This window comes from Desulfosporosinus nitroreducens, assembly GCF_023897015.1.
GTDB lineage: Bacteria > Bacillota > Desulfitobacteriia > Desulfitobacteriales > Desulfitobacteriaceae > Desulfosporosinus > Desulfosporosinus nitroreducens.
The window spans coordinates 1-25,684 of sequence record NZ_JAMHFY010000001.1 but is presented as its reverse complement, the minus strand read 5'-3'; the positions used below and the strand labels follow the sequence as shown (position 1 = coordinate 25,684).

28 protein-coding genes and 1 pseudogene are annotated in these 25,684 nt (G+C 43.8%); all 29 read left to right on the top strand.

From position 1 onward, the window contains the following. Positions 1 to 451: 451 nt before the first annotated feature. The 29 genes and pseudogenes from M8E35_RS26350 to istB all read left to right on the top strand — a co-directional run bounded on the left by M8E35_RS26350 (position 452) and on the right by istB (position 25,482). A complete protein-coding gene (locus tag M8E35_RS26350; RefSeq protein WP_289710601.1) occupies positions 452 to 586 on the top strand; it encodes a hypothetical protein in 135 nt (44 codons plus the stop codon). A gap of 832 nt (positions 587 to 1,418) precedes the next feature. After that, positions 1,419 to 1,772: an HNH endonuclease gene (locus M8E35_RS00140; RefSeq protein ID WP_252466462.1), complete on the top strand. Its 354-nt coding sequence runs from the start codon at positions 1,419 to 1,421 to the stop codon at positions 1,770 to 1,772. Positions 1,773 to 2,011: 239 nt separating this feature from the next. Next, positions 2,012 to 2,353 (top strand): P27 family phage terminase small subunit, encoded by a 342-nt coding sequence (locus M8E35_RS00135; RefSeq protein ID WP_252466459.1) that lies wholly within the window; start codon positions 2,012 to 2,014, stop codon positions 2,351 to 2,353. Further along, positions 2,343 to 4,016, top strand: a complete 1,674-nt coding sequence (locus M8E35_RS00130) for a terminase TerL endonuclease subunit (protein ID WP_252466456.1) — start codon at positions 2,343 to 2,345, stop codon at positions 4,014 to 4,016. Before M8E35_RS00135 ends, M8E35_RS00130 begins: the two co-directional genes overlap by 11 nt. Before the next feature lie 14 nt (positions 4,017 to 4,030). Continuing rightward, positions 4,031 to 5,203 carry a phage portal protein gene (locus tag M8E35_RS00125; RefSeq protein ID WP_252466454.1) on the top strand — a complete coding sequence of 391 codons (1,173 nt, stop codon included), beginning with the start codon at positions 4,031 to 4,033 and terminating at the stop codon, positions 5,201 to 5,203. Further along, positions 5,190 to 5,984, top strand: coding sequence for a head maturation protease, ClpP-related (locus M8E35_RS00120; protein ID WP_252466452.1), 795 nt, complete (start codon positions 5,190 to 5,192; stop codon positions 5,982 to 5,984). The genes M8E35_RS00125 and M8E35_RS00120 overlap by 14 nt, the downstream gene beginning before the upstream one ends. 27 nt (positions 5,985 to 6,011) lie before the next feature. Beyond that, on the top strand, positions 6,012 to 7,214 hold the full coding sequence (locus M8E35_RS00115) for a phage major capsid protein (protein WP_252466449.1): 1,203 nt from the start codon (positions 6,012 to 6,014) through the stop codon (positions 7,212 to 7,214). Positions 7,215 to 7,228: 14 nt separating this feature from the next. Next, positions 7,229 to 7,534 carry a hypothetical protein gene (locus tag M8E35_RS00110; protein ID WP_252466447.1) on the top strand — a complete coding sequence of 102 codons (306 nt, stop codon included), beginning with the start codon at positions 7,229 to 7,231 and terminating at the stop codon, positions 7,532 to 7,534. Next, positions 7,509 to 7,862, top strand: a complete 354-nt coding sequence (locus M8E35_RS00105; RefSeq protein ID WP_252466445.1) for a hypothetical protein — start codon at positions 7,509 to 7,511, stop codon at positions 7,860 to 7,862. The genes M8E35_RS00110 and M8E35_RS00105 overlap by 26 nt, the downstream gene beginning before the upstream one ends. Continuing rightward, positions 7,849 to 8,160, top strand: coding sequence for a hypothetical protein (locus tag M8E35_RS00100; RefSeq protein WP_252466442.1), 312 nt, complete (start codon positions 7,849 to 7,851; stop codon positions 8,158 to 8,160). Before M8E35_RS00105 ends, M8E35_RS00100 begins: the two co-directional genes overlap by 14 nt. Next, positions 8,160 to 8,579, top strand: a complete 420-nt coding sequence (locus M8E35_RS00095; protein WP_252466438.1) for a hypothetical protein — start codon at positions 8,160 to 8,162, stop codon at positions 8,577 to 8,579. Before M8E35_RS00100 ends, M8E35_RS00095 begins: the two co-directional genes overlap by 1 nt. 5 nt (positions 8,580 to 8,584) lie before the next feature. Next, positions 8,585 to 9,370 carry a major tail protein gene (locus M8E35_RS00090; protein WP_252466433.1) on the top strand — a complete coding sequence of 262 codons (786 nt, stop codon included), beginning with the start codon at positions 8,585 to 8,587 and terminating at the stop codon, positions 9,368 to 9,370. Between the two features lie 26 nt (positions 9,371 to 9,396). Then, the gene (locus M8E35_RS00085) at positions 9,397 to 9,807 is read left to right on the top strand and encodes a hypothetical protein (protein ID WP_252466430.1); all 411 of its coding nucleotides are present in this window, start codon (positions 9,397 to 9,399) and stop codon (positions 9,805 to 9,807) included. 161 nt (positions 9,808 to 9,968) lie between these two features. Beyond that, entirely contained in the window at positions 9,969 to 12,857 is a 2,889-nt protein-coding gene (locus M8E35_RS00080; RefSeq protein ID WP_252466427.1) for a phage tail tape measure protein, read from the top strand. Next, on the top strand, positions 12,857 to 14,269 hold the full coding sequence (locus M8E35_RS00075; RefSeq protein ID WP_252466415.1) for a hypothetical protein: 1,413 nt from the start codon (positions 12,857 to 12,859) through the stop codon (positions 14,267 to 14,269). Before M8E35_RS00080 ends, M8E35_RS00075 begins: the two co-directional genes overlap by 1 nt. After that, the gene (locus M8E35_RS00070; RefSeq protein WP_252466412.1) at positions 14,266 to 14,601 is read left to right on the top strand and encodes a hypothetical protein; all 336 of its coding nucleotides are present in this window, start codon (positions 14,266 to 14,268) and stop codon (positions 14,599 to 14,601) included. Before M8E35_RS00075 ends, M8E35_RS00070 begins: the two co-directional genes overlap by 4 nt. Further along, positions 14,598 to 15,389: a hypothetical protein gene (locus M8E35_RS00065; RefSeq protein WP_252466409.1), complete on the top strand. Its 792-nt coding sequence runs from the start codon at positions 14,598 to 14,600 to the stop codon at positions 15,387 to 15,389. The genes M8E35_RS00070 and M8E35_RS00065 overlap by 4 nt, the downstream gene beginning before the upstream one ends. Positions 15,390 to 15,434: 45 nt before the next feature. After that, complete coding sequence (locus tag M8E35_RS00060; RefSeq protein WP_252466406.1) at positions 15,435 to 15,773, top strand: hypothetical protein; 339 nt, start codon at positions 15,435 to 15,437, stop codon at positions 15,771 to 15,773. 1 nt (position 15,774) lies between these two features. Next, on the top strand, positions 15,775 to 15,912 hold the full coding sequence (locus M8E35_RS00055; RefSeq protein ID WP_252466404.1) for an XkdX family protein: 138 nt from the start codon (positions 15,775 to 15,777) through the stop codon (positions 15,910 to 15,912). A 61-nt stretch (positions 15,913 to 15,973) separates the two neighbouring features. Next, positions 15,974 to 16,339, top strand: coding sequence for a hypothetical protein (locus tag M8E35_RS00050; RefSeq protein ID WP_252466392.1), 366 nt, complete (start codon positions 15,974 to 15,976; stop codon positions 16,337 to 16,339). Between the two features lie 10 nt (positions 16,340 to 16,349). Further along, positions 16,350 to 17,195, top strand: a complete 846-nt coding sequence (locus M8E35_RS00045) for an N-acetylmuramoyl-L-alanine amidase family protein (protein WP_252466380.1) — start codon at positions 16,350 to 16,352, stop codon at positions 17,193 to 17,195. A gap of 45 nt (positions 17,196 to 17,240) precedes the next feature. After that, entirely contained in the window at positions 17,241 to 17,681 is a 441-nt protein-coding gene (locus M8E35_RS00040) for a hypothetical protein (RefSeq protein ID WP_252466377.1), read from the top strand. Positions 17,682 to 17,864: 183 nt separating this feature from the next. Then, positions 17,865 to 19,529 carry an AAA family ATPase gene (locus M8E35_RS00035; protein WP_252466365.1) on the top strand — a complete coding sequence of 555 codons (1,665 nt, stop codon included), beginning with the start codon at positions 17,865 to 17,867 and terminating at the stop codon, positions 19,527 to 19,529. A gap of 68 nt (positions 19,530 to 19,597) precedes the next feature. Next, positions 19,598 to 20,464, top strand: coding sequence for a DNA adenine methylase (locus M8E35_RS00030; RefSeq protein WP_252466363.1), 867 nt, complete (start codon positions 19,598 to 19,600; stop codon positions 20,462 to 20,464). A 189-nt stretch (positions 20,465 to 20,653) separates the two neighbouring features. Then, positions 20,654 to 21,475 carry a DUF4393 domain-containing protein gene (locus M8E35_RS00025; protein ID WP_252466351.1) on the top strand — a complete coding sequence of 274 codons (822 nt, stop codon included), beginning with the start codon at positions 20,654 to 20,656 and terminating at the stop codon, positions 21,473 to 21,475. 90 nt (positions 21,476 to 21,565) lie between these two features. Further along, positions 21,566 to 22,348, top strand: a complete 783-nt coding sequence (locus tag M8E35_RS00020) for a DNA adenine methylase (protein ID WP_252466348.1) — start codon at positions 21,566 to 21,568, stop codon at positions 22,346 to 22,348. Then, positions 22,345 to 22,589 (top strand): annotated as a pseudogene (locus tag M8E35_RS26815) (hypothetical protein). The gene M8E35_RS00020 and the pseudogene M8E35_RS26815 overlap by 4 nt, the downstream one beginning before the upstream one ends. Before the next feature lie 611 nt (positions 22,590 to 23,200). Then, complete coding sequence (gene istA / locus M8E35_RS00010; protein ID WP_252466346.1) at positions 23,201 to 24,739, top strand: IS21 family transposase; 1,539 nt, start codon at positions 23,201 to 23,203, stop codon at positions 24,737 to 24,739. Continuing rightward, positions 24,739 to 25,482 (top strand): IS21-like element helper ATPase IstB, encoded by a 744-nt coding sequence (istB, locus tag M8E35_RS00005; RefSeq protein ID WP_252466333.1) that lies wholly within the window; start codon positions 24,739 to 24,741, stop codon positions 25,480 to 25,482. The genes istA and istB overlap by 1 nt, the downstream gene beginning before the upstream one ends. Positions 25,483 to 25,684: the final 202 nt, after the last annotated feature.

Below are 25,684 nucleotides of genomic sequence, written 5' to 3'. Positions count from 1 at the left end.
GCAATAAGCAGAAGAATAATTACGACAACTATAGCGATTCCTGCAAAACTTTTTTTTGGTCTGCAATCATCTAGATCAACACCACCGAATGCCATTTGCATTTCCTCCTTTGCCGAAAGATAGGACATAATATTCAGATGTTGGTTGAGTTGGAACAATATGGTAAATAAATTAAATATTGAATTCTACCTAATACTACCAACGTCGCCGACGAATAAAGAATGGGAAGAAAAACGGAAAGAAAAACGGATTGAAAAACGGGAAGAAAAATGGTCTGCGAAACATTTATTGGTCCCCCTTTCACATAGAGTTAAATGGGTAATATCTGGAAGTTGATATATAATATGTAAATTATTGGATGGATGTTCAAGCTTCAAAGTTGATCAAATCAAGAATATACACTTAGAGCCTCAATGGGGCTCTTTTTCTTATAGGCAAAAGGAGGGGGAACATGGCTAAGAAAAAGAATCCAAAGAAAATAGTACCTGCTAAACCCCCACCAAAGATTAAGTTCGAAGATACAAAGGGATTTAAAGTGCTTGATCGGATGATGCGAAGTAATAAGGGGATATCGGGACCGATGTAATAGTTATAAAGAAAGCCTAGGTGATCACACCTAGGCTAAAGCTGTTAAGAAAATAATAATCTTCGACAAGGTTTTGGCGGGCAGATCGGTTTTCGGTGCTTTCGTAGTTGAGCGATAATTATTAGCAGTAAAATAATAATTATTATTAGTGCTACAAAAATCATATACTTCACCTCTTTATCTTAGATTCCCATAAGATAAGAATAAGAGGTTTCTTGATCTATACTATTCAGCATGTCCGTGAGATGTTCGTGGAGGGAGCATGATGAGGTGATGCGGGAGAACAAAGGGATACAACTGTAAAAAAGCCCAGGCATAAATACCTAGGCTGAAACAGTTATAGACCAATGGCGGCGATTAGTATTACCAGCAAAGATACAATTATTTGCGGTATCAGGAAAAGTAAACCTAAAACGCCTAAAAGCATATAGTTCACCTCTTCGTATTAAGTTACGATAGCTTATTCGGCATGTCCACTGTATGTTAGTCGTGATTGGATGATAAAAAAGCAGCCGGTTAAAGGCTGAGGATCAGGTATTAAAAAACTTAAAAGAGCCTCATTTAGAAGCTCTTTTTAAGTGATGATAATTTATTATTTTTAACTCCTTATGTTTCTTTGTTTGAGAGAAAATGCCCTGAAGCATTTTCTCCTGCTCTAATCTTAAACGTGAAGTATCAACAAGATTACTACAAGAGTAAGACAGAACACAAGAAACATAGAGTTATTCATGTTCAAAAATCCTCCTATTGAGTTAATGTATATCACCTAGTATGTCATAGATGATGGTCGTTTATGCACCAAGGTTACTTTGGTTTATGAGGTTAATGAAATTTGAATATCAAAAACCATAATGAAGTTGGTCATTGGGTTCAAGGCCTAATAGAGACTGACAACCTTCATGCATTCTACGTTTCGCGCTATTGGTTGCGGCTTAGGGCAGAGGTCTTACTTGAGTTTAAAAATGAGTGCCAGCACTGCAAAGCAAGAGGTTTCTACAAACGAGCTGACACGGTTCATCATGTTCAGTATGTTAGAAAGTATCCTAGATTGGCGTTGAGTAAGGTTTATATTTTTGGGGGGAAAGAATACAAGAACCTTATTCCTTTGTGTCATGCATGTCATGAAGAGGTGCACGGATATAGACAAAAGGAAAAGAAGAAACCTTTAACTGAGGAGCGATGGTAAGCGTGGAACCAAAGTATTACGACTGTGATCCAAATAAGAATAAAGAATGTAAGAAGACTAACTGCATCCATGATTTGAAGTCTGCTTATCCGGTGTGTAGTCACACAAAGAAAAAGGAATATGCAATAGATACCCCCCGGTCAGAAAAAAACGCATTTTAATTAGGGGGAGCTTGACCGGTAAGGGTTATAGACAAAGGAGATTTTTGAGTTCTCACGTGAGGGGGGGTGGGGGGAGACATGGCCGCAAATGCAAAAACAAAAAAATATTTAGTCTCAGAATTATTCGCCGAAGTAAAAAAAGATCTTCTGGATCAGCTTGACCGAAACGGCACCGTTGGCACATATTATACGGATTTGGTGGGCGACTACATGGATATGTGGGTCACTAAATGTCTCCTTGTCGATGACATCCAGCGGCGTGGTGTAACGATCAAATATGACAACGGAGGGGGTCAAAAAGGCCTCAAAAAGAACGATAGTATTGAGCAGCGCATTAAAATAAACGCTCAAATGCTCAAGTTATTGGCGGAGTTAGGGATCAAGCCGGCGCAATCTGGCGGTGAGGATGATGAGCTCTAATATTAATCCCTATATCCTTAGATATATCGAAATGGTGGAGACGGGAGAAATTGAAGCTTGCGAAGAACAGCAGCTATTGGTTGCCTATGTTCGAAAATGTTTTGCTACCGAAGAAATCTACACCGACAGTGAGCAGCTTGAAAAATATCTAAGCCTGGTCAAATATTTTCCCTATGACCGACTCTTTGAGTGGGAAGAGTTTTGCTTGGCACTCCACTGCTGCACTTACCGGGCAAAAGATGACATGCCGCGTTGGCCCGATCTATTTGCCCTAATGGGCAGAGGCGGCGGCAAGGATGGATATATCGCTCTCGAATCCTTTTGCTTGATGTCCGAACATAACGGCATCCTGCGTTATGACATCGATATTTGTGCCAATAATGAAGACCAAGCTAAAGCCCCCTTTGATGACATATATGGAGTCTTAGAAACGCCAGAGTTTACTAAAAAACTGAAGCGTTTTTTTTATTGGAACAAAGAAGAGATCATTAGTCTTAAAACTAAATCCAAACTCAAGTACCGCACCAACAGTCCCAAAGGGAAAGATGGCCTGAGATCCGGAGCCGTTATTTTCAATGAGATCCACCAATACCAGGATTACGCAAATATTAACGTCTTCACCACCGGCCTGGGCAAAAAGAAGCACCCGCGCCGGACATATGCTACCACCAATGGGGATGTGCGGGACGGCCCACTGGATCATCTGCTCGAACGATCAGAACAAATTCTACGCGGAGATATTCCAGACAACGGACTCTTGCCGTTTATCTGCAAGTTGGACGATAAAGAAGAGATCCACGAGCCAAAGAATTGGGATAAGGCCAACCCATCTTTGCGATACTTGCCCAATCTCCAAGAGGAAATGGCCAAAGAGTATGAGGAATGGAAGTTAAATCCCTCGCAGTTTTCAGCCTTCATGACCAAGCGGATGAACATCCCTGATGGGAACAAGGAGATCCAAGTGACAGATTGGGAAAATATTAAGGCAACCAATAAGCAGCTTCCGGAACTGACAGGACGGTCGGCGGTGGTGGGAATTGACTACTCGAAAATCACAGACTTTGCATCTGCAGTGATCCATTTCAGAGAGGGTAACACAAGATATGACATCTCCCACTCCTGGCTTTGCTCCCAATCAGCAGACATCCCGCGGTTAAAAATTCCGTGGCGGGAATGGGAGAAGATTAAGCTTCTGACAGTCGTCGACGATGTGGAAATTAACCCGGACTTAATCGCCGAGTGGATCGCCTCCCAAGCGGCAAAATATAACCTCGTTAAATTAGCCCTGGACAACTACCGCTATGCACTGCTTGCGAACTCCCTGAAAAAGGTCGGTTTCGATGCCAAGGATTATAAAAATGTTAAATTGGTTCGTCCTTCAGATATCATGCAGATTTCCCCGGTGATCGACAGCTGCTTTGCAAAACAAAACTTTATCTGGGGAGACAATCCTTTACTTCGCTGGGCCACCAACAATACCAAATTGATTAAGTCAGGCGTCAAAACGGGCAACGACACAGGGAACTATGTTTACGGCAAGATCGAAGCAAAAAGCAGGAAAACGGATCCCTTTATCGCCGTCGTGGCAGCCATGACCATTGAAAGCGAACTGGGGGATGGGGCCTGCGGAGAAACGCCAGATATTGGCGTTTATACTTATTGAGAGGAGGTGTGAGCTTGGGGATTCTTACCTGGATCAAATCACGGATGAGCAATGGCGAAATCACGGTGACACCCACCGATGGAGCAGACTTCTTCAGTCTCCTTGGAGAAACCTATATCCGTGAACTAGCCTTTTGGTCAGCTGTCAATATGATCGCGAACTCCATTAGCAAGTGTGAATTTAAGACCTTCCTGAACGGAAAAGAAGTGAAGGATCGGGAATACTACCTGTTTAACATTGAGCCAAATAAGAATCAGAACTCATCGGCCTTTATCCATCAATGGATCAGTCAACTCTACAGAAAGAACGAATGCTTGATCATTGAGGAAAATGGTCAGCTGCTGGTGGCAGATAGTTACATTCGAAAACCTTATGCTTTGCTAGACGACGTATTCACCGGCGTAACCGTGGGCGATTTTACCTTTAATCGTTCCTACACACAGGCAGACGTGTTATATTTCAAACTCTCAGAGCAGGATATGCGCAAAGTCACTGCAGGGCTCTATGAAAGCTACGGCAAACTGATCACCTATGGCATGAAAAGCTATCAGAAATCACGGGGTAACCGAGGGACGCTTAACATAAGTACCTTAGCCCAAGGAAAAATCGACTACAAAGAGACGGTCGAGAAGCTTCTCAATGAACGCTTCAAGACCTTTTTTAATGCTGAAAATGCCGTGCTTCCTTTATTCGATGGCTACAGTTACACGGACATCGGCTCAAAGACCTACTCCAACGAAGGCACCAGGGACATCCGGGCCATGATGGATGACATATCCGACTTCACAGCCAAGGGCTTCGGTATTCCCCCGGCTCTGCTACGTGGGGATGTGGCAGGGATAAAAGATGCCTTGGAAAGCTTCCTGACCTTTTGCGTGGATCCACTCTGTGACATGTTGCAGGAAGAGATTAACCGCAAGCGATCCGGGTACGCAGGGTTCAAAGCGGGTACCTATCTCCAGATTGACACCAAGGCCATTAAACATGTGGATCTGCTGAGTGTATCCACGGCAATCGATAAGCTCGTAGCCTCCGGGGCCTTCTGTATCAACGACATACGAAAACTAGTGGGTGAAGAACCGATCGATGAACCGTGGGCTTGGCAACATTTTATGACTAAAAATTACTCAACTGTTGCTGACCTGTTGGCAGCTTTGGAGGGAGGTGAAACAAATGAAAAACTTTAAACCCATGTGGGAATTAAGGCAAGCGGCCAATCAGGATACTTTGGAACTCTTCATTTATGGTGATGTACAAGCAAACTATTTTGACTGGTTTCAATGGGGAATGGTTGAAAGCGAAACCTCAGCGAATCACTTTAGGTCAGAGCTGGCAAAGTACCCGAACGCTCAAACCATAAACCTCTATGTCAATAGCTTTGGTGGCAGCGTCTTTGAAGGCACAGCCATCTATAGTCAGCTTAAGAGACACCCAGCGCAGAAGATCGGCTATGTGGATGGCTTTGCCTGTTCAATAGCGACAATCCCCTTAATGGCCTGTGACAAAGTCATCATGCCCAAGAACACCATGATGATGATCCACAACATGTGGAATGTCGTGGCGGGTAACGCGTCACAACTTAGGAAGGGCGCGGATGACCTGGATGTCATCATGGCCGGAAACCGACAAGCTTACCTGATGAAGTCGAACGGTAAACTTGCTGAGGAAAAACTTATCCAAATGCTTGATGCTGAAACCTGGCTGACGGCAGACCAGTGTATTGAGTATGGGCTGGCCGATGAGCTGCTGGAAAAAGACGTTGACCTAAGCAATGCTCAACAGCTCTTGCAAAAAGCCAACCTTTCTATCGCTCAGCAAATCCAGTTTAATAAAAGTTTTGCCGCACAGCTTAGAGAGATGGCAGCACCGCCGGACACACCGGCTGCTCCTCCCGAGCCATCGCCAGCGCCACCTCCGGAACCCCAAGAAAATAAAGCAATGAAGTTAATGGCGGCCTTGTTCCGCTAATTTTTATTTGAAGGAGATGTAAACATTATGACCATGAAGAATCTCGATTTGTTGCAAGCTAAGAAAGCAGAGATCATGAACAAATTGAACCAGGCTCTGAAAGATGGGAACGAGGAAGCTTTTGCCCAGGCCTTTACCGAGTTTACCGAAACCATTCAGGAAGCTGTTATGCAAGAGGCTAAAGGATTAGTGCAAACGGTTGATACAGGTGTCTTGGCAGGGCGGGGAGTTAGGCAGCTTACCTCCGAGGAAACAAACTATTATCAAAAGGTCATCGAAGCCATGAAATCCAGCAATCCTAAACAGGCCCTTACGGATTTGGATGTGGTCATGCCGAAGACGGTGATCGACGCGGTCTTTGAAGATCTGACCGAAAATCATCCTCTCCTGGATGCAATCAACTTCCAAAACACTTCCGGATTGATTGAGTACCTGGTCAACGTTAACGGAACGGAATTAGCTACATGGGGAGCCCTTACTGCTGAGATTATTAAAGAGCTCACCTCAGGCTTCAAGAAAATGAATATGGCCTTTAATAAACTCTCGGCCTTTCTGCCGGTGGCCAAGGCTATGCTTGACTTAGGCCCTACATGGCTGGATCGATACAACCGGGTAATCCTCGGGGAAGCCTTATCCAATGGGCTTGAAGCGGGCATTATTGACGGTACCGGGAAGGAAATGCCCATCGGCATGAACCGTCAAGTGGGTACCGGGGTCGTTGTTACTGATGGAGTTTACCCCTTGAAGAATACTGTCCCGGTAACAGCCCTTGACCCTGTAAGCTACGGAACTCTAATTTCGGGAATGGCTGTTGGACCCAATGGAAAGACAAGAATCGTTCGAGAGGTGATCATGGTTGTCAATCCTGTAGACTATCTGCAGAAGATTATGCCGGCAACGACGATCCGGGGAGCCGATGGAACCTATGTAAACAACGTGCTGCCGTTCCCTACCCGAATTATCCAATCCACTCAGCTAGCTGTGGGAAAAGCAATTATTGGTCTGGCCAATAGCTACTTCATGGGTATTGGGACGGCCAAGTCCGGCAAGATCGAATACTCCGATGAGTACCGATTCCTTGAAGACGAAAGAGTTTACCTTGTAAAACTTTATGGTCACGGTGAGCCCCTGGACAATACAGCATTTGTCTATGCGGATATTTCTGGCCTACAACCGGCAGTGCAAACTGTTACTGTTAGTGGAACCGTTCAAACTCATGAAGTCGTTTAATCGAGGTGATATAAATGGTGCTGTCTGAGGGGCTGCTAGAGGCAGTCCGAAACTACCTTGATATAACTTGGACGGATCCTGCCGGGGACGAAAAACTCTCCGGCATTATTGCCCGAGGGATAAAGTATATTGACGGAATAGCTGGTTCGGCCATGGACTACAGCTTAGAGGACAAGCCCCGGGAACTACTCTTTGATTACTGCCGCTATGCCCGCTCAAATGCATTGGATCAATTCCAGAAAAACTATCTACACGAACTCCTCTCACTTCAGCTGACAAAGGAGGTTGAAGCCTATGAGCTCGCCAACTCAGTCGTTTAATGATGGAGTCGTGAACATCTATTCCGTCGGGAACATAGCGTCGCCTGGCAATAAACCGAAAGAAGGACTGACCTTGAAAGTCGGTTCTTTACGTTATGAGGAGCGCACTGTGGGCATGGGAAGATTCTGGTCAGCCATGCAGGCAAAGGCGCGGATCGACTTAATCCTCCGGGTACCACAACTTAGAAGCGTATCGGCGCAAGATGTAGCCATTCCCATTGACGGTAAGCAGTATGAAATTAAACAGATCCAATACCCGCCGGACGTGGATCCACCCGTGATGGATTTGTCCCTGGAGAGGATTGATGTAGCCTATGACCTTGCTTGAGTTAAGGGATTTATTACTAACAGTTGGAGTCCCTGTTTTCCATTACCATGCATCAAAACAAACCGAAAGTTACATTGTATGGACTGAGTTTGGCCGGAAGGGATTAAACGCAGATAGTCAGATTCAAGAAAAGGCCATCAAAGTCCAGGTGGATCTTTTCACGAAAACGGAGTTTGATCCAAAAGTTGAAGAGATTGACTTTCTTTTAGACAGTGATGACATCTCTTTCGAATATCAAGTTGACTATGAAGAAGATACCGGCTATATCCATCATATTTGGGATGGAGAGGTGGCATAATGGCACGTTTTAATACTTCGGGCCTTGAAGGACTTATCCGGCAGGTTGCTGCGCTTGGCGAAGCCGGGGAGCAGGTTGGAGAAGAAATGCTGATGGCTGCAGCCGAAGAGGTCAAGCAAGCCTGGAAGATGAGCGCAGGTATCCACGGCTTGAAATGGACGGGCGACATGATTGAGTCAATCGGGTACCCGAACAAACCTAAAAATGTTGGTGGGGTTAAAACCATCGATATTTATCCCCAGGGCAAAGACCGCCGAGGCACGAGAAACGCTGAAAAGGCCTTTATCTTGCATTACGGATCGTCCAGCATCCGGCCAACCCATTGGGTTGATGATGCCGACGAAGCGGCCGGCCCATTAGTAATGGATGTCATGGAACAAATTTTTGATCAATTTTTAAGAAGTTTACAAGGAGTGTGAAATAAATGGCTTATATCGGGTTAAAACATCCCGTCTTTGCACCCATCGCTACAGAATCGGCCAACAGTTTACCCACCTATGGAGCGGGTCTGGTTGTTGGCCACGCCATTGCGGCCAATGTTGCCATAGAGTTATCGGACAGTAAATTAGCCGCCGATGACATGTTGGTCGAAGTGGATAACAGTTTTACGTCCGGAACCATTACCACTGGGGTTGACGACCTGTCCGACGAGGCCTTAAAGGCCTGGCTTGGGAATCGAGACGCAACCTTAAACGGAGTCCCAACGATCCGATCGGCAGCCAGCTACGAGGCTCCGGAGGGCGGCTTTGGTTACTACCGCGTAAGAAAGAAAAACGGAGTGCGTTCCTATCGCGCTTATTGGTATTACAAAACAAAATGGGGGATCCCTTCTGAGGATGCCAGCACCAAACCTGACGGATCCATCGAATGGCAGACGCCGGAAGTGGAGGGAACCATCATGACCGCTCAAGATACGGCTAATTCATGGAGAGACATGGCAACTTTTACAACAGAAACCGATGCCCTAGCCTGGCTGAATGAACTGGCCAACATCGGCGAACCGGCAAACAAAACGAATCTCAATGCCGCCATTGCTTCAGCTCAGGCCAGGAATCCTGAAACTTATACCTCGGCATCCTGGGTTGATGCAGCAAATGCCCTAGCTGAAGCCGTCGGAGTTGCGGCCATGCCCAGTCCGTCCCAGGCAAGAGTTGATGCCGCGGAAAGCCTGCTGGAGGCAGCCGTGCTCACCCTGGTTCCGCGCACGTAATTTAAAGCCATTAAAGGAGTGTCCCTATGTACGAAGATAAAGAAATCAAGATTGGTAAACGAACCTTCCCGGCCGTCTTTAATGTTGTCGCCCTACAAGAGATTGTGAAACGCTTCGGCGGCGTTGAAGAAATGGGTAAGGAACTTGAAAAGGATTATGTGAAGGCCATCGACGAGTACGCTTGGATTATTGCCTTACTCGTCGGCCAGGGAATTGCTTTAAAGAACTTTGAAGATGGTACCGACGAAAAAGCCCCTAACCCGGAGCAGATCAAACTGTGTTTGAAACCCCACGAATTCATTCATCATCGCCAAACCATCTTCAGTGTGGTCAGAGACGGCATGAATTCCGGATCTGAAGTAAGAGACGAAGAAGAGGTCGACGAAGTCTTGGAAGAGGTTCTGGCCTCAAAAAACGTAATGGGCGCAAGGGAATAGATCCTTTGCGCCTCATATTTTTAGGCATGCGCTGTGGAATGAGTGAGAAACAAGCCTGGCTCACAACACCAGGGCGCATCATTGCCTTTTGGAAATGGACGAAGGAATATGACGAGTATCTGCACGGTATTGTCCATAAGAAGACGCGAGGTGAGGACTAAATGACCACCCGGGAGATCAGAACAACCTTGGCCCTGGATGGGGAGCAACAATTTAAACGGGAAATGCAGGCGGCTGCTCGTGAGCTCCGTGTCCTAGGTTCGGAGATGAGAGCCAACACCGCGTCCTTTGGCGACAATGCTGGTTCCATGGAAGCCCTCACCTCACGGAGTTCAATTTATGAGCGCCAGATTGCTCAACAACGAGAGAATGTTGCTGCCCTTACCAGAGCCGTTGAAGAGAGCGCTCAGATGTATGGCGAAGCGGATCGGCGTACGGATGGCTATCGAATTCAGCTGAACAACACTCTGGCTGCTCTTAGAAACACAGAGAGACAGCTGGCCCAAACGAATGAAGAAATTGAGAACTATAGTCGATCAACGATCCAATCGGCCTTAGATAGCGAGGAAATGCAGCGTGCCCAAGAGGAGCTGGGAAAAACTCTTGATGTAATTAAAGGAGCTGCCATGGCTGCAGCCGGGGCGATTGCAGGGGCGTTCGCCGGCGCTGCATATTTCAGCGATGAATCTAAACAAGCCATGAACAGCTTACAGGCCCAGACCGGTGCCACAACGGAAGAAATGAGTAAGCTGAAAGAAACAGCCACTGAGATCTATACCGATAATTTTGGCGAGAGCATCAAAGACGTGGCGGACAGTATGGCGGTCGTGACTCAAACGACGAAGCAAACCGGCGACGAACTAAAAAAGACAACGGAACAAGCGTTGCTCATGCGGGATACCTTCGGCTTTGAAGTTACCGAAAGTATTAACACGGTTAACTCCCTAATGGCTGCTTTTGGGATAACCTCAGAGCAGGCCTACACCCTTTTAGCCCAAGGGGCTCAACAAGGCGCTAACAAGAACGGTGACCTCATTGATGTCATGAATGAGTATGCCCCGCATTTTGCCCAGCTAGGGTTAAGTGCCGAGGAATTCACAGACACCTTGATCCAAGGAGCCGCCTCCGGGGCCTTCCAAATTGACAAGGTAGGGGATGCCATCAAGGAATTTGGGATCCGATCTAAGGACGGAAGCGACGCAAGTGCGGCAGGGTTTAAGGCTCTTGGATTAAATGCCGAGGAGATGTTTGAAGCCTTTGCCAAAGGAGGCCCAGGTGCTGAAAAGGCTTTTCAAGAAGTGATTAAGAGTCTCGGAGATATGAAAAATCCCCTGGCTCAAAACCAAGCAGGGGTTGCTTTGTTTGGGACAATGTTTGAGGATCTGGGAGTGGATGCCATCAAGGCTCTGGGGGACATTGAGGACTATGCAAAAATTGATGCCAATACCCTAGCGCAAATCAACGCTGTAAAGTATGACGATATAGGCGCAGCTTTAGAAGGCTTGAAGCGCCAACTGATCACGGACCTGGCTGGCCCCATTGGAGACGAACTCACGCCAAGGATCGGGGAAATGATTGAAAAGGTCAAAGAGTTTGACATGACACCTGTTATCGATGCCCTTACATGGATACTCGACAACGCGGGAACCATTGCAGCCTTAGCCGTGGGAATTGGTGCCGGCATGGCTACCTGGAATGTAGTCTCAACAATAACGGCGGTTGTAGATGCCATTAAGGTATGGCGAATCGCTACGCAGAACGTTGCTATAGCACAAGCCGCCTTAAACTTAGTCATGGATGCAAACCCCATTGGCATTATTATTACGGCAGTGGCAGGCTTAGTAGCAGGGTTAGTCGTTCTCTGGAATACCAATGAAGGGTTCAGGACTGCAGTTATTGGGATGTGGGAAACCATTAAGACCACAGTAGGGGCAGTCGGAGAATGGCTGACCAATTTCTTCACCGTCTCTATCCCGGAAGCCATCACAACGGCTATTGACTGGGTATCACAACTTCCGGCCAACATTGGGACATTCTTTGGAGAGATACCGGGCATTGTTTCTGAATTCTTAAGTGGGGCAATCACTTCCATAACTGAATTCGGCGGTAATATTATTAACTGGGTTACGACAGAGATCCCTAAATTTGTAGGAAACTTCATGACGTTTCTCGGAGAGTTACCGGGGAAAATTGGATATGCCCTAGGCTTTGCCTTAGGATCCATCGTTAAATTTGGGGTAGATGCTGTAAGCTGGGTCATGACCGAAGTGCCTAAATTCATTCGTGGGATTATAATGTTTTATGCAGAGCTACCGGGTAAAATTGCTGAACTATTGAAAGAGGCCTTGGATAAACTAACCGACTGGGGAAGCTCAGCCGCATCTTGGGTTGCGACCGAACTTCCCAAACTTATTAACACCATCATAACATTCTTCTCCCAATTGCCCGGCAAAATTAAAACGCAGTTATCAATGGTTCTTACGGATTTAGTAACATGGAGTTCAAACATGTTAACGACTGTTGGGATCCAGATCCCTAAGATAACAAGTAGTATTGTATCCTTTTTCTCCGAATTACCCGGTGATATCTTTGATATTGGGGTGAACATTGTGGAAGGGCTGTGGTCTGGCGTAAACAGCATGGTTTCTTGGCTGGAAGGTAAGGTTAGAAGTTTCGCAAGAGGGATCATAGATGGCATGAAGGATGCTCTCGGTATTCATTCCCCCTCAAGAGTCATGCGCGATGAAGTGGGGTTAATGGTCGGAGCTGGGATGGCCGAAGGCATCGACAAGAGTATCTTGGACGTACAGTCAGCAATGTCTCGCCTGAATCGAAACCTGGTTGCGGAAGCACAAATATCCACGAACACCAACAATGTGGTGGGTAATCCGGCCATAAAGGGGGTATCCAGCGGTGGAAGAGGAAGCACGATCATTAAAGTCATTAACCAAGGTACCATTGTTGGATCCGGAGGCATGAGCGAATTCGCCAAAATGGTCAGCCGAGAAATCGGCGGAGCTTTTGGCCTTAGCACTGGGGGAGCGTTCTAATGAGTACAGACATTCTAATTACTCCACCAGGTGGGCAACAACATAGAGTTAAAGCCTTTGACACATGTCAAACAACCCTATCCACCACAGATAAGGCCGGTTCTTTCAGTTTGGAATTGCCGGCCTTTGATAATTCCCTCATCGATGCTTTCCCCGTTGGCTCAGACGTACAAATTAACCAGGATGACAATCTCTTCAGAGGATGGGTAATAAGTCCCCCAAAAACCATGAATGGCAAACTGAAAAACGTTAGCCTCCAAGGATCCACCTATACGTCCAGAACCCAGAAGATTATTGTTACTGAGAGCTATACGAATACGGCAGTGAGCGATATTGTCATTGACCTATTCACGAAGTATGTTCCCTGGGCGACGAGGGTCAACATTCAATCTTGTCCTAAGTCCGTAACCATACGCTTCGGTGACAACTACCTCTGGGATGCCATGGAGCAACTTTGCCTAATAGCCGCCTACGATTGGTACATTGATGATAACTTGGACGTTAATTTTTTCAAAGGATCAACGCGGGTAAACCCTTTAGTATTAAGTCAGGCAAACAGAAACTTCAAAAAGGGTACCGCGAATTTTACCCCTGATGCCTCTAAGTTGGTCAACAAGCTTTGGGTAAAGGGAGGTAAGGCAACCTCTGATCCATTCACACAAACCATAATAGTCAATGGAAAAACGCCAATATCTCTGTTCTATACCCCTAGAGCTCCTGGTGGTGAAAGCGTGACTGTTGTCATTGGTGGCGTCATCAAAACCGTTGGAATTCAAAACATTGACAAATCAGGAACGAAGCATTTCCTTCTAAACGCAAGCGAGAAATTGCTTATTCCGGATCTTTGCACCAGCGGCACCGGCTCGATCACTTACCGATATGAATATCCGATTAAGATACTCCTGGAGGATCAGGAATCTCGGGCAAAATATGGACTCTTCGAGGACGTTCTCAAGGTGGAAACGGATGATAAAATACTGGCCAAGGAACAAGGGATGCAACACTTGGCCAGATATTCAAATCCCGTCATCACAGGAAGTATTCAACCAATGAAGGGATACTATCGACCTGGTGAACTTATTAAGATAGAAATCCCCGATTTGAAGATTAACGAATATATGCAAATTAGAGAAATTGCCTGTGAGTCTTTAGCCGGGTTGGGTACCGTCAACCGAACCCTGCAGCTTTCCAGCAGGGAACGGGATGCAGTTAGCATTCTGAAGGATATGAACAATCGCCTGGCTAAGCTCGAAAAGACGACCTTTAATGATGATGATGGCCCGGTCGAAAAGTATGTGTATTTCGGGGATAGCATCAAAACTCCGGGGCTAGTCGATGATGGGCTATCCTGGTCATTACACCAATACCATATTTGTGGCCAAACCATGTGCAGCGCGGGGGTGATCATGTGAGTGTGACAGCGGCATCCAAAGCCTTAGCGCTTAGTACTGTCATAGCGGCAACCATGGACTCAATCACAGTAATATCGCTTAAAACTGCAGCAGGGGAGCTTTTCAGAAAGATTCCCACTGAAGTGGATGAGATAAGCCCGCAGAAGAAACAGTTCACCTTCTGGATAAGCGACACGGAAGGGAATGGAAATCTGACGGGTCTGTCCTTATATGGCAATGGCGCAACGACAACCTTAGGAACTGGGACGGAAATGGTCGCTCAAGCAGTGACTATTAAGAAGGACAATACAAACAGCCTGACCGTGATTTGGACAGTGGAGGTGACACAATGAGCTATGTAAAAACAAATTGGATCGACGATGTAACGCCTATATCTGCCGAGAAAATGAACAACATTGAGCAGGGAATCGCCAATGCAACGCACGGAACTGTAACCTATACCACGTCTGGAACATTTACTGTACCGGAAGGCGTGTACTCATTATTCGTGCAAGTCAAAGGAGGCCAAGGAGGCGGTGGAGGTGGAGGAGGAGGTGGTGGTGGCGGATCTGGTTCGGCTGGTGGCGGTGGCGGTGGTGCAGGATCTGGTGCTGAAGGAGGATATATTGAACGGTGGGTTAATGTCACTCCTAGACAATCTCTTCCCTACGTTGTAGGCATTGGAGGCGCTGGGAAAAGTGGCGGATTGGGCGGAGGTCCCGGAAAAACCAACGGGGCCGGATATGATGGCAACAATGGAACCCCGGGGAATTCGGGCGGTAATTCATCTGCTGCCGGTTTAACAGCTTACGGCGGCGCGGGATCTCCCGGAGGAACTGGAGGCTGTGGCGCCGGGACTTATAATCGTGGGGCCAATGCGGCCAGTGCCAGTGCAGCACCCGCAGGTGGTTCTTCTACAGGGGCCTTGGTAGCATTCCCCGACGGAGCTAGTGGACTCGCTGGATCAGCCGGCACGGCGACTGCTGACAACTCTACAGCTGGTGGCGCTGGTAGTGCTGGAAGAGGAAGCGGTAGTGGTAAGGGCGGGAATGGTGGTGCTGGGGCAGCTCAAAACGGAACGGGAGTTACAGGTACGGCCGGGACCGCCGGAAACCCTGGCTATGTAAAGCTTTCATGGTAAGGATGCCGGGTGGCACTTTTTTAAAAAAGGAGGGAAGCCTAAAATATGTACGTTTTCACGGATACAGAAGGTTGGGTAATCAGCATAGCGGTCGCTGATAAGGAAATCCTAGAAATTACGGCTACGGGAGGAGTTTATCTTGATGATAAAGAGTTCTTAGACATTTTTGAAAACCCTTTGTTATACAAAATAGTTGATGGTGTACCAGCAAAGCAAACTACACAGAGACCTTCCGACCCCGCACCAAAACCGACCGAGACCGAAATTCTTGGTCGGCAACTCGTCGAAAAAGATCTTCAAATTCTTGAACTTCAGTCGGAAAATCAATTGCTAGGTTCACAGATTGTTGACCTCGACTTACGATTATTGCAAGGAGGACTGTAAGATGACGGATTTCGAACGCATCAAAATGTATTACGAGAAAAGTTGGGCTACTAAGGCACAGGTCGGCAAGTATGTTAATTTTGGTAAGATTACGTCCGAGCAGTATCAAGAGATCACGGGAGATACTTATACAGCATAACGTTAGGAATTGACGCTAAAGAGGGCGTTATTTTTATTGCCTAAAAAGGTGAGGTGAGGCTATGACGGTGGAAAACTCAGTGACGGAACAATCATGTGAAAGAACCCATAAAGGCTTAGACAAACAATTGGAGGTTGCAGAGCGCAGATTAAACGCGCACAGTGAGACTATAACTGATTTAAAAATTATCATTAGCCAACTCACTCAATTATTGGAGACAACGACAAAGGCTCTTGAAACAATGGAAAAGCGAGTCGCTACTCTGGAAACAGCCCGTGAAGATATCGAGGAGGCCAACGGGTTCTGGAACTCACCAGGTGGCCAATGGATTATCAAAGGATCCATGACCCTAGCGCTCATCATAACGCTTGCGGCCATTGGGCAGAACGTTAACCCTGAGTTTTTGGCTAGTATATTTGGAAAGTGAGGTGAGTAACGTGGGCGAGTCAAAAATATATGACCTGATTTTCGACCCCGGCCATGGCGGAACGGATCCGGGAGCAGTTGGCCCAACGACCAAGGAGAAGGACAATGTCTTAGTGTTGGCCAAGAAAACGGCAGTGATCCTCGAAGCAACTGGCCGCTTCAGAGTAAAGTTCACTAGGACTACAGACAAGGACTTCTGCGCCCCAGCGCCATATAACGATGACCTAGACTTAAGGAATCGGGTAAAAGTGGCCAATACCTTGGGGGGTGATGCATTCTATTCCTTCCACAATAATTCGGCTACGGTCAAAGCTTACGGGAACGAGATCTATGCTCTAGCGGCCGGCGGCGAAGGAGAGAAGATGGCCAAGGCAATCCGGGCTAGAATGGCTCTGCTGGGAATGGTGGACCGTGGGATCAAATATGCAAATTGGTATGTATTAAAGTGGACCGAAATGCCGGCCGTGCTCATTGAGTACGGTTTTATTAATTCTGAGGAATCCACGATCTTGGACAAGATGGACCAGGCAGCTCTGGCGATTGCCCAGGGGATTGGGGATCATTTCGGAGTTAGTGTCAGTGCGAATGTTATAAAAAAGGAGGTCTATGAGATGAAAGAAGCGGTCTTAGCTCATGGCATTGAGGATTACCTGGTACCAGCTCGAAAAGAATCAATTAAGCTTGGGAACTGCGCGGTGTTTCTGAGGTTTGATGATAAGACTCCCCCGGCAGACGTTTTCAAGGCAGAGCATTTGACCATCGTTGGCGGCGGATCCGTCGGACATCCAAACGAAATGATTCTATCCGGAAAGACGTGGGGAGATACTTCGGCCGCAGTAAGTGCAACGGGCGCGTAATAATCGCAAGCGCTTGCCAATTTTGAATTTAAAGGAGGAAATGACATGTCAGTTCAAACAGTAACAATATTGATAGGTGTACTATCTTTGGTATGTTTCTTTGGGACCATGTATGGAGTTCAGGCGTTGGTTAAACAGGGCAAGGATCCAGGTAAGCGGCTTCAGGTTGCTGATGCTATTGTGGATACTGCTGAATCCATACACACGGTATTAGACCCCCTCATCCCGGATCCGGTAGATAACATTATTGATACGGTCCTGAAGATTACTCAGACTGGTGTACATTCGGCGCAACAACTCTATAATAGTGGGCAATTACCGCCGGATCTGCGCAAGGAACAGGCTACTCAATATGCTGTGGATGTGATTAAGTTAACTGGGCACGAGGTTACGCCAGAATTGGAACAGATAATTAGGAACTCTGCCGAGGCAGCCGTCTTTGTAATGAAGCAGAACAACATAGGATCAACAATCCAAAACATCTGAGCCACAATTAATTGTTTCCGGAATCTACGTAAAATGAAATAGGTTGCGAGCCCTCACAATAAGGTGGGGGCTTTTGCATTTATGGACATGTTTCGACAAAGATATTAATTAGATTGTGAGATAATGTCTATAACTGCAATTTGTAAGAACTCTCTAAACGTTTAATAAAGGAGATTCCAAAAGTTGATTAAAAAAATATCTGTTATACAATATCGCAAAATAAAGAATCTCGAATTTGAGTTTTCGAAGGGGATTAATGTTATTTCTGGAACTAACGGAACATGTAAAACGTCAATATTACATATTGTGAGCAACTCGTTTCAAGCAGTTAATAAAAAATGCCCTTGGCTAATTGATGATTCTTGCTTAGAAATAATTAAAAAGGTGAACAGTATTATTAACCCTAAGGTTGAAAGTTTAACACGTGGCGATAAGCGATACAACGACCCTGCATTTGAACAAAAAGGGTCATTATTTACTATAGATTATTTTGATAAAACATCTTTGGGCTTTAGAAGACATAATTCAAAAATGCATAATCGATATTCTATCAAGCCTTTTTATCCAAAAGGGACAAAAGATTCCTTGCCTTATTGCCCTGTAATCTATTTGGGACTATCGAGGTTACTTCCGTTTGGTGAATTCCAGAACGATGATGCAATCGAAGGCGTAAAGAAGACGCTACCTTTAATTTATCAACAAGAAATTGCAGATGTTTACAGAAAGTTTACGGGGTTATCAGTTTCATCCACTGCCCCTCAAAAAATGGGTGATATTAAAATAAGGGCGGATTTTTCCAGTGATCAAAACGGAATAGATTCTAACACTATTTCAGCTGGGGAAGATAATTTGTTCATATTAATAACAGCTATTGTATCTCTTAAATATTATTTTAATTGTATCACTAGTAGCAATACGGTAGAGAGTATCTTATTAATTGATGAGATGGATGCCACATTACATCCATCTCTACAAATCAAGCTTTTAGAGTTATATAATGAATATTCTAAAGCATTTAAGATACAGATAATTTTCACAAGCCATAGTTTATCTCTATTAGAACACGCCCTGAGTAAGAAATATAATGTTATTTATCTAATTGATAATATATCAACAGTTCTTAAAATGGAGGCTCCAGATATATATAAAATTAAAATGCATTTACATAATATTACTAGGGATGACATTTACACGAATAAAGTTATTCCAGTTTTTACAGAAGATAAAGAGGCACGACTGTTTTTAAATATTCTTTTTGATTACTATACAGAAAAGTATTTAAGTGCATTTTCTAAGGTAAAACAATTTTTTCATTTAATAGATGCTAATATCAGTGCAAATAATCTTTTAAACATATTTGATGATATATATTTATTAAAATCAACAATGCAATCAATTTGTATATTAGACGGAGATCAAAAAAGCAAACAAGATTATAACAAATATGTAATAACTTTGCCTGGTGCAAATTCTCCTGAGAAGCTTATAATGGATTATTCAATACAATTATTTGATAATGATGATCAATTCTGGACGGAAGGAATTATAATAAATCTTGGCTACGGAAAGATTTATTATAGAGAAAATATTCGCCCAGATATTGATAGTATCTCCGAAAAACTTAAAGAACTCAATGATAAAAAGGAGTCTACTCATGGGGTGCAAAGAGAAATAAGCAAGAAAGTATTTAATAGACATAAGCGCTTCTTTGAGATATTGTTTAGGCATTGGGTTAATAATACAGAGAATGAGGATCAATTAAATAAATTCTATAAGGATTTATATGTTATGTTTAAGAAAGTGGCTGTGTTTCATGGAATTAACTCAAAGGAATGGGATCTGCCATAAGATACTACTTATAAATCTCTAACTTCCTAAATATATATATTTATAGCTTTAGTTTAGGAGGCGACTTTATGCCTACTACTTTATCCCCGTTAAGGTATCCAGGTGGGAAAACAAAATTCTATTCTTATGTAAAACAGATTTTAGAATGTAACAATTTATTGGGACAAACTTATATCGAGCCTTTCGCAGGTGGGGCTGGTTTGGCCATAAAATTACTAATAAATGGCGATGTTAAAAGGATTGTCATTAATGATTATGATCCGGCAATATATGCTTTTTGGTATAGCGTCTTAAATTATACAGAAGACCTCTGCAATCTAATTATAGAGACTGATATCACACCAGATGAATGGCAACGGCAAAGAGGAATATATCTCCAGCATAATGTTGCTAATACTTTAGAATTAGGGTTTTCTACATTTTATTTAAATCGAACTAATATAGCAGGCGTAATTAAGGGCGGGATGATTGGGGGATTAAAACAAGAAGGTATTTATAGTATTTGTGCACGTTTCAACAAGCCCAATCTAATACAAAAAATCCAAGATATATCCAAATATAGAAAGAATATAGTCTTGTACAACTTAGATGCAAAAGAATTATTACAGCCAGAATATTTAAATCGCTTTTATAAGGCTTTTATAAATTTTGATCCTCCCTATGTAAGAAAAGGGGCTCAGTTATATCAGAATTCTTTTAATGAAGAAGATCATAGAGCTTTATCAGAAAGAATATCTAGATGTGGACGAAAATGGATTGTAACATATGACGTATGTTCACTAGTTACTGATTTGTATAGTAATTATCGATTTAGTTATCTTGATGTCACATACACTGTTCAAAATAGCAAGAAGGCAAAAGAATTTATCTTCTTCAGCAACAATTTAAATTTGCCTGAGGATATTAAATTGTTTCCTACTTCAATAGAAGCTTGACTATAATAGTGGTTTGAAAGTGTCGGTGAATAAGGCATGAAATTCACAATGCCCTCCAACGAAGTTTTAACTGACTCATGACTCTAATCGGAAACGGAAGGTTTGTTTTATTGTGATAACAGCTTTCCTCTTACTTCGCGAGAAAGTTGTAAGATTATTAGTATTACTTGATAAAGGGAGTTGAATAAGTTGGAGAATTTAGGCGATCTAATAGTCCCCAAATTTTTAGATGCTGCATTAACACCTGTTGCTAAAGAAGCTGGTGATAGACTTGTGGACGTTATAAATTTAGTATTTACCCCCATAATCATGGCCCGTAAATATCGAGACATTAAAGTAAATCTGTTTTTCGATGAAGTAGAAAATCGGTTAAAAAAAATCCCGGAAAATAATGTTGTTAATCCCCCATTAAATATAGTTGGCCCTGCGCTAGACAGTGTTGCTAAATTTTATTATGAAGAGAAACATCTTCGTGAGTTATTTGCACATCTTATAGCTGCATCTATGAATAAAGATATTTTACCTGAAGTACATCCTGCCTTTGTCGAAGTTATAAAACAATTAGACTTTAACGATGTTACTATATTAAATAGTAACTACCTTTTTGAGGTTGAGGATAACGATGATGATGAAGAAATTAAATGTTTATATAGTGTATGCTACCGTCCAGTTTGTGATATTGTTTATCGTTCTAAATCTACTGGTGAAATAGTTGGATATATTACTAAGAATTTTGTGTTTGCTAAGAATTATTTTAACAAAATGAGTCTGCAAAATTTTTCGCTTTCACTCCAAAACCTAGTAAGATTAAACATTGTTACTATAGAGGAAAACCTACTCTACTTAGACTCTTTTTACGAAGACTATCTAGACCAGCGTTTTTGGGATTATAACAATTTATGCAAAGAAGATTCAATATACAATTCGAAAGATGTTGAGGTATCACTTGTTAAAAAGGTTATAACCTTAACAGATTTTGGACAGCGCTTTGTGAAAACATGTGTATCTTAGATATGGAAGCTGCCCCCTTTCAGGAGGCTTTTCTTTTTTTCTAATATCCTGTATAATAGAACATATGTTCTTGTTGTGGGAGGGAGTAAATTGAATAGTCCAATCAAATGGATGGGCGGAAAATACAGACTAAGAAAGACCATCGTAAAAATAATACCCGAACACATATGCTATTGCGAGCCCTTCGGCGGCGCCGGCTGGGTCCTCTTTGAAAAACCGCCCTCTGAAGTAGAGGTCTACAACGACATAAACTCAGAACTGGTCAACTTCTTTCTAGTCGTAAAAGAAAAGCCCGAACAATTCATCCAGGCATTCAATTATTTACTTATTTCAAGAGAGATATTTCAGAAATACAAGGCATTAAGTATCGCTGGCACATCCGATGTAAATAGGGCAGTAAGATTCTATTACCTATTACACTTTAGCTTTGGGGCCTTGATGAAGGATTTTATGATTACCCCTTTAAAGAAGCCTCCAATGGTTCTTGAGCGAGTAAGGGATAACATAATATCCGTAAGGGATAGGCTAGTAAATACAATTATTGAAAATAGGGATGTCGAAAAGATAATATCCAGTTATGATCGAAGCTCAACGTTTTTCTATTGTGATCCGCCTTATTATGGTTTAACGGATTATACAAGCCAAGGGAGTAAGCCATTTTCTAAGGAAGATCATGTGAGGCTGAAGGAATGCCTTTCAAAAATTCAAGGAAAGTTTTTGCTGAGTATTAATGACCATCCGGAGATCCGGGAGCTATATACCGGATTTAACATTAACCCGGTTGAAGTAAGATATTCAGTCTGCAGAACTGACAAAAGTAGTAAGGCCGGGGAGTTACTCATTAGCAATTATAAAGTCGGGGTGGTTCAATGAAAATCCTAGCAGCCCCCATCGAAGCCTTGGCTTGGTTTGAGAACGGTAAACCCCACCCCTTAAGTTCAAGCTCGATGGTAAAGAACTAAAAATTGATAAAGTAGTCACCGTGAGTGAAGAAAAACTTGCCGGCAATCGCATGCTCATTTTCCGCTGTCAGTCTGAAATTAACGGGGAGTTGCGGCTCTTCGAGCTTAAATATGAACTGAATACGTGTAAGTGGCTATTGTGGAAGATGTAAACAGGGGAGAGTTGACAAAGCTCTCCCCCTATATCGAAAGGAGGCGTTACCATGGCCATGCCAGCAATACATACTATGCCAGATCGTCCAATAAGGTTACATGCTTCCCTATCACTTTGATGGGGGCTTTTTTATTTGCCAAAGATCAAGTATATATTAAGGCCTACTTTGCAAAAGCCAGCTCGAAGCGGGCTGTGGCTTTATCTGTAATTGATCGACTTTGTAATTTACTTAACTACAACATAGAGGACGTTTAGAGCATAAAAATGACGCCGGCAATTAACCGGCGCGTCACACTTTTATGGACAGGGACATATAGTGTAGTGTGGGCGTGAGGAAAATATTTTTTGAGATGAGCAGAAACCCGGTGTGTGTGGTGGCACCGGGCTTCTGCTTTTTTTACGTTTATTTTCCCTAACTCTAATTCCTGTACCCGGGCTGTCAGGATGAATAATATGCTCCGCGAGAGCCACCGATACGCACAAGTTGAGCCGGCTTCACGCTAAAACTAAACCACCTTCACGCTAGGTGGACCACTCGTTCCATATTAGTGGTAGATTGGATTAATGCACTACTTGGTGGTGTAAATAAATCCAAGGAGGGTCATATCAATGACCAATTACCGCGAAATTCTTCGGCTAAATAGCCAAGGGATCAGTCAGCGTAGCATCTCAGCAAGTTGCGAGTGCTCACGAAACACAGTGTCAAACACCATAAAACGAGCAGAGGAACAAGGGATTTCGTGGCCGCTACCAAAAGGCATGTCAGACGGAGATTTAATAGAAGGTCTTTTCCCAGAGCGTCAAGTTTCAAGTTCTAGAAGGCTGCCTGACTATGACTACATCCATAAAGAAATGGCGAAAAATGGTGTTACTTTAAGCCTTGTTTGGAATGATTACTGTGAAACATGTCGACTTAGTCATGAAGTGCCTTTCATGTACACACAGTTCTGCAAATACTATCGTGAGTATGCTAACGTTTCAAAAGCTACCATGCACATCAACCGCAAGCCTGGAGAGCTACTAGAAGTCGACTGGGCTGGCAAGACAGCTACCATTATCGATCGTGACACAGGCGAAGCTATTAATGCCTATGTTTTTGTAGCAGCGTTATCTTCTAGCCAATATGCCTATGTTGAAGCCTTTTTATCACAGAACCAGGAAAACTGGATAGCTGCACATGTTAATGCCTATCAGTTCTTTGGAGGCGTTACCAGAATTCTGGTTCCGGATAATCTTAAGACAGGTGTAGAGAAAACGTTATGGTATACACCGATCATCAATAAGACCTACCACGACATGGCCGAACACTATGGAACAGCTGTTATTCCTGCTCGTGTTAAAAAACCAAAAGATAAAGCTACGGTTGAGGGCACGGTAGGAATCATATCAACTTGGATTATCGCAGCGTTACGCCGTCAAAAGTTTTTCTCACTAAGAGAGCTTAACGAGGCGATAAAGCCTAAACTGAAGGATTTCAACAGTAAACCGTTCCAAAAGAAACCGGGAAGCCGGCTCAGTGTCTTTCTGGAAGAAGAACAACTTGCCCTACTACCACTGCCCCAGGCTCCATACGAGCTCGCTACTTGGAAGATCGCAACTGTTCAGTTTAACTATCACATAGCCGTAGAAAAAATGTTCTATAGCTGTCCATACGAATATATCAAACATAAAGTTGATGTTCGTATCACTAGGAATGTTATCGAAGTCTTCTACAATAACCATCGAGTCTGTTCACATCCAAAGCTACATGGCCGTGAAGGCCAGTACAGCACGGTGGTTGAACATATGCCTGAAGACCATAAGCAGTATGCTGCTTGGAACTCAGAACGGTTTATCTCCTGGGCAAAAAGTGTTGGTCCTAATACCGCCATAGCTGTCCAAGCAATTCTTTCATCGCACAAAGTAGAACAACAAGGTTACCGATCATGTATGGCTCTACTCAAGCTGGCTGACAAATACGCCGTGAACCGTCTTGAAGTTGCCTGTGAAAAAGCGTTATCCTATACGCCAAATCCTAGCTACAAAAGCATCCAGACGATTCTAAAAACGGGTCATGATAAAGTGGTCAGAGAAGAAACTGTTCCTAATAATACGTCTGCAAACTTCGGATTCACAAGGGGTGCAGACTATTATGGGAGGAACTCATAATGGTGAACGAAACGACAATAACAAAACTGAATGAGCTTAGACTACCTTCTATGGCTGACTCCTATCGCAACCAGTTAGATGATCCATCCTTCAAGGACCTGTCCTTTGAAGAACGTTTTGGCCTTATGGTAGATACGGAATGGGCTAGAAGAAAGAACAATAAATTAGCCCGCCTTATTCGAAAATCAGAACTCTATTTTAGCGATGCTTGCATCGAGGATATAGAATACCATGCTGACAGAAAGCTCGATAGAGCTCAGATTACTCGTCTATCAACCTGCAATTATGTTCAAGAAAAACACAATCTTATTGTTCTTGGTGCATCTGGGGCTGGCAAGACTTACATGAGCTGCGCCTTTGGAATTGCAGCTTGTCGCAACTTTTACACTGTCAAATACATCCGCCTACCAGATCTACTCAATGAATTTGCAGTCGCACGAGGGGAAGGTATCTTCCAGAAGGTCATGAAACAGTACAAACGAGTAAGCTTATTAATCCTTGATGAATGGCTCCTAATACCTTTAAATAACAACGAAGCTCGTGACCTCCTAGAGATCATTGAAGCCAGACATCAAAAGACCTCGACTATTTTTTGTTCACAATTCGCGCCAGCAGGCTGGCACGGAAAGATCGGTGAAGGCACCTTGGCTGACGCAATTCTCGATCGAATAGTGCATGATTCATACACTATCTTCGTTGATGGAGAGGACTCCATGCGTAAACGCAAGGGGATTCAAGAATAACTTTAAATTAATCCTTGAGCCCCCTGTCTGCTCGACTCCCACAGTTAGTGGTTCAACCAGCGACAGGGTGGCTCATTCTGAGCGAGACAATGGCCCAATAATGAGCGTATTAGTGGTGCTATCACGGTTCTTCCTCAAATTTGAGTATAAACACACATTAAACTGTGTATTTATGGTATAATTAATGAAAATAATACCCGCA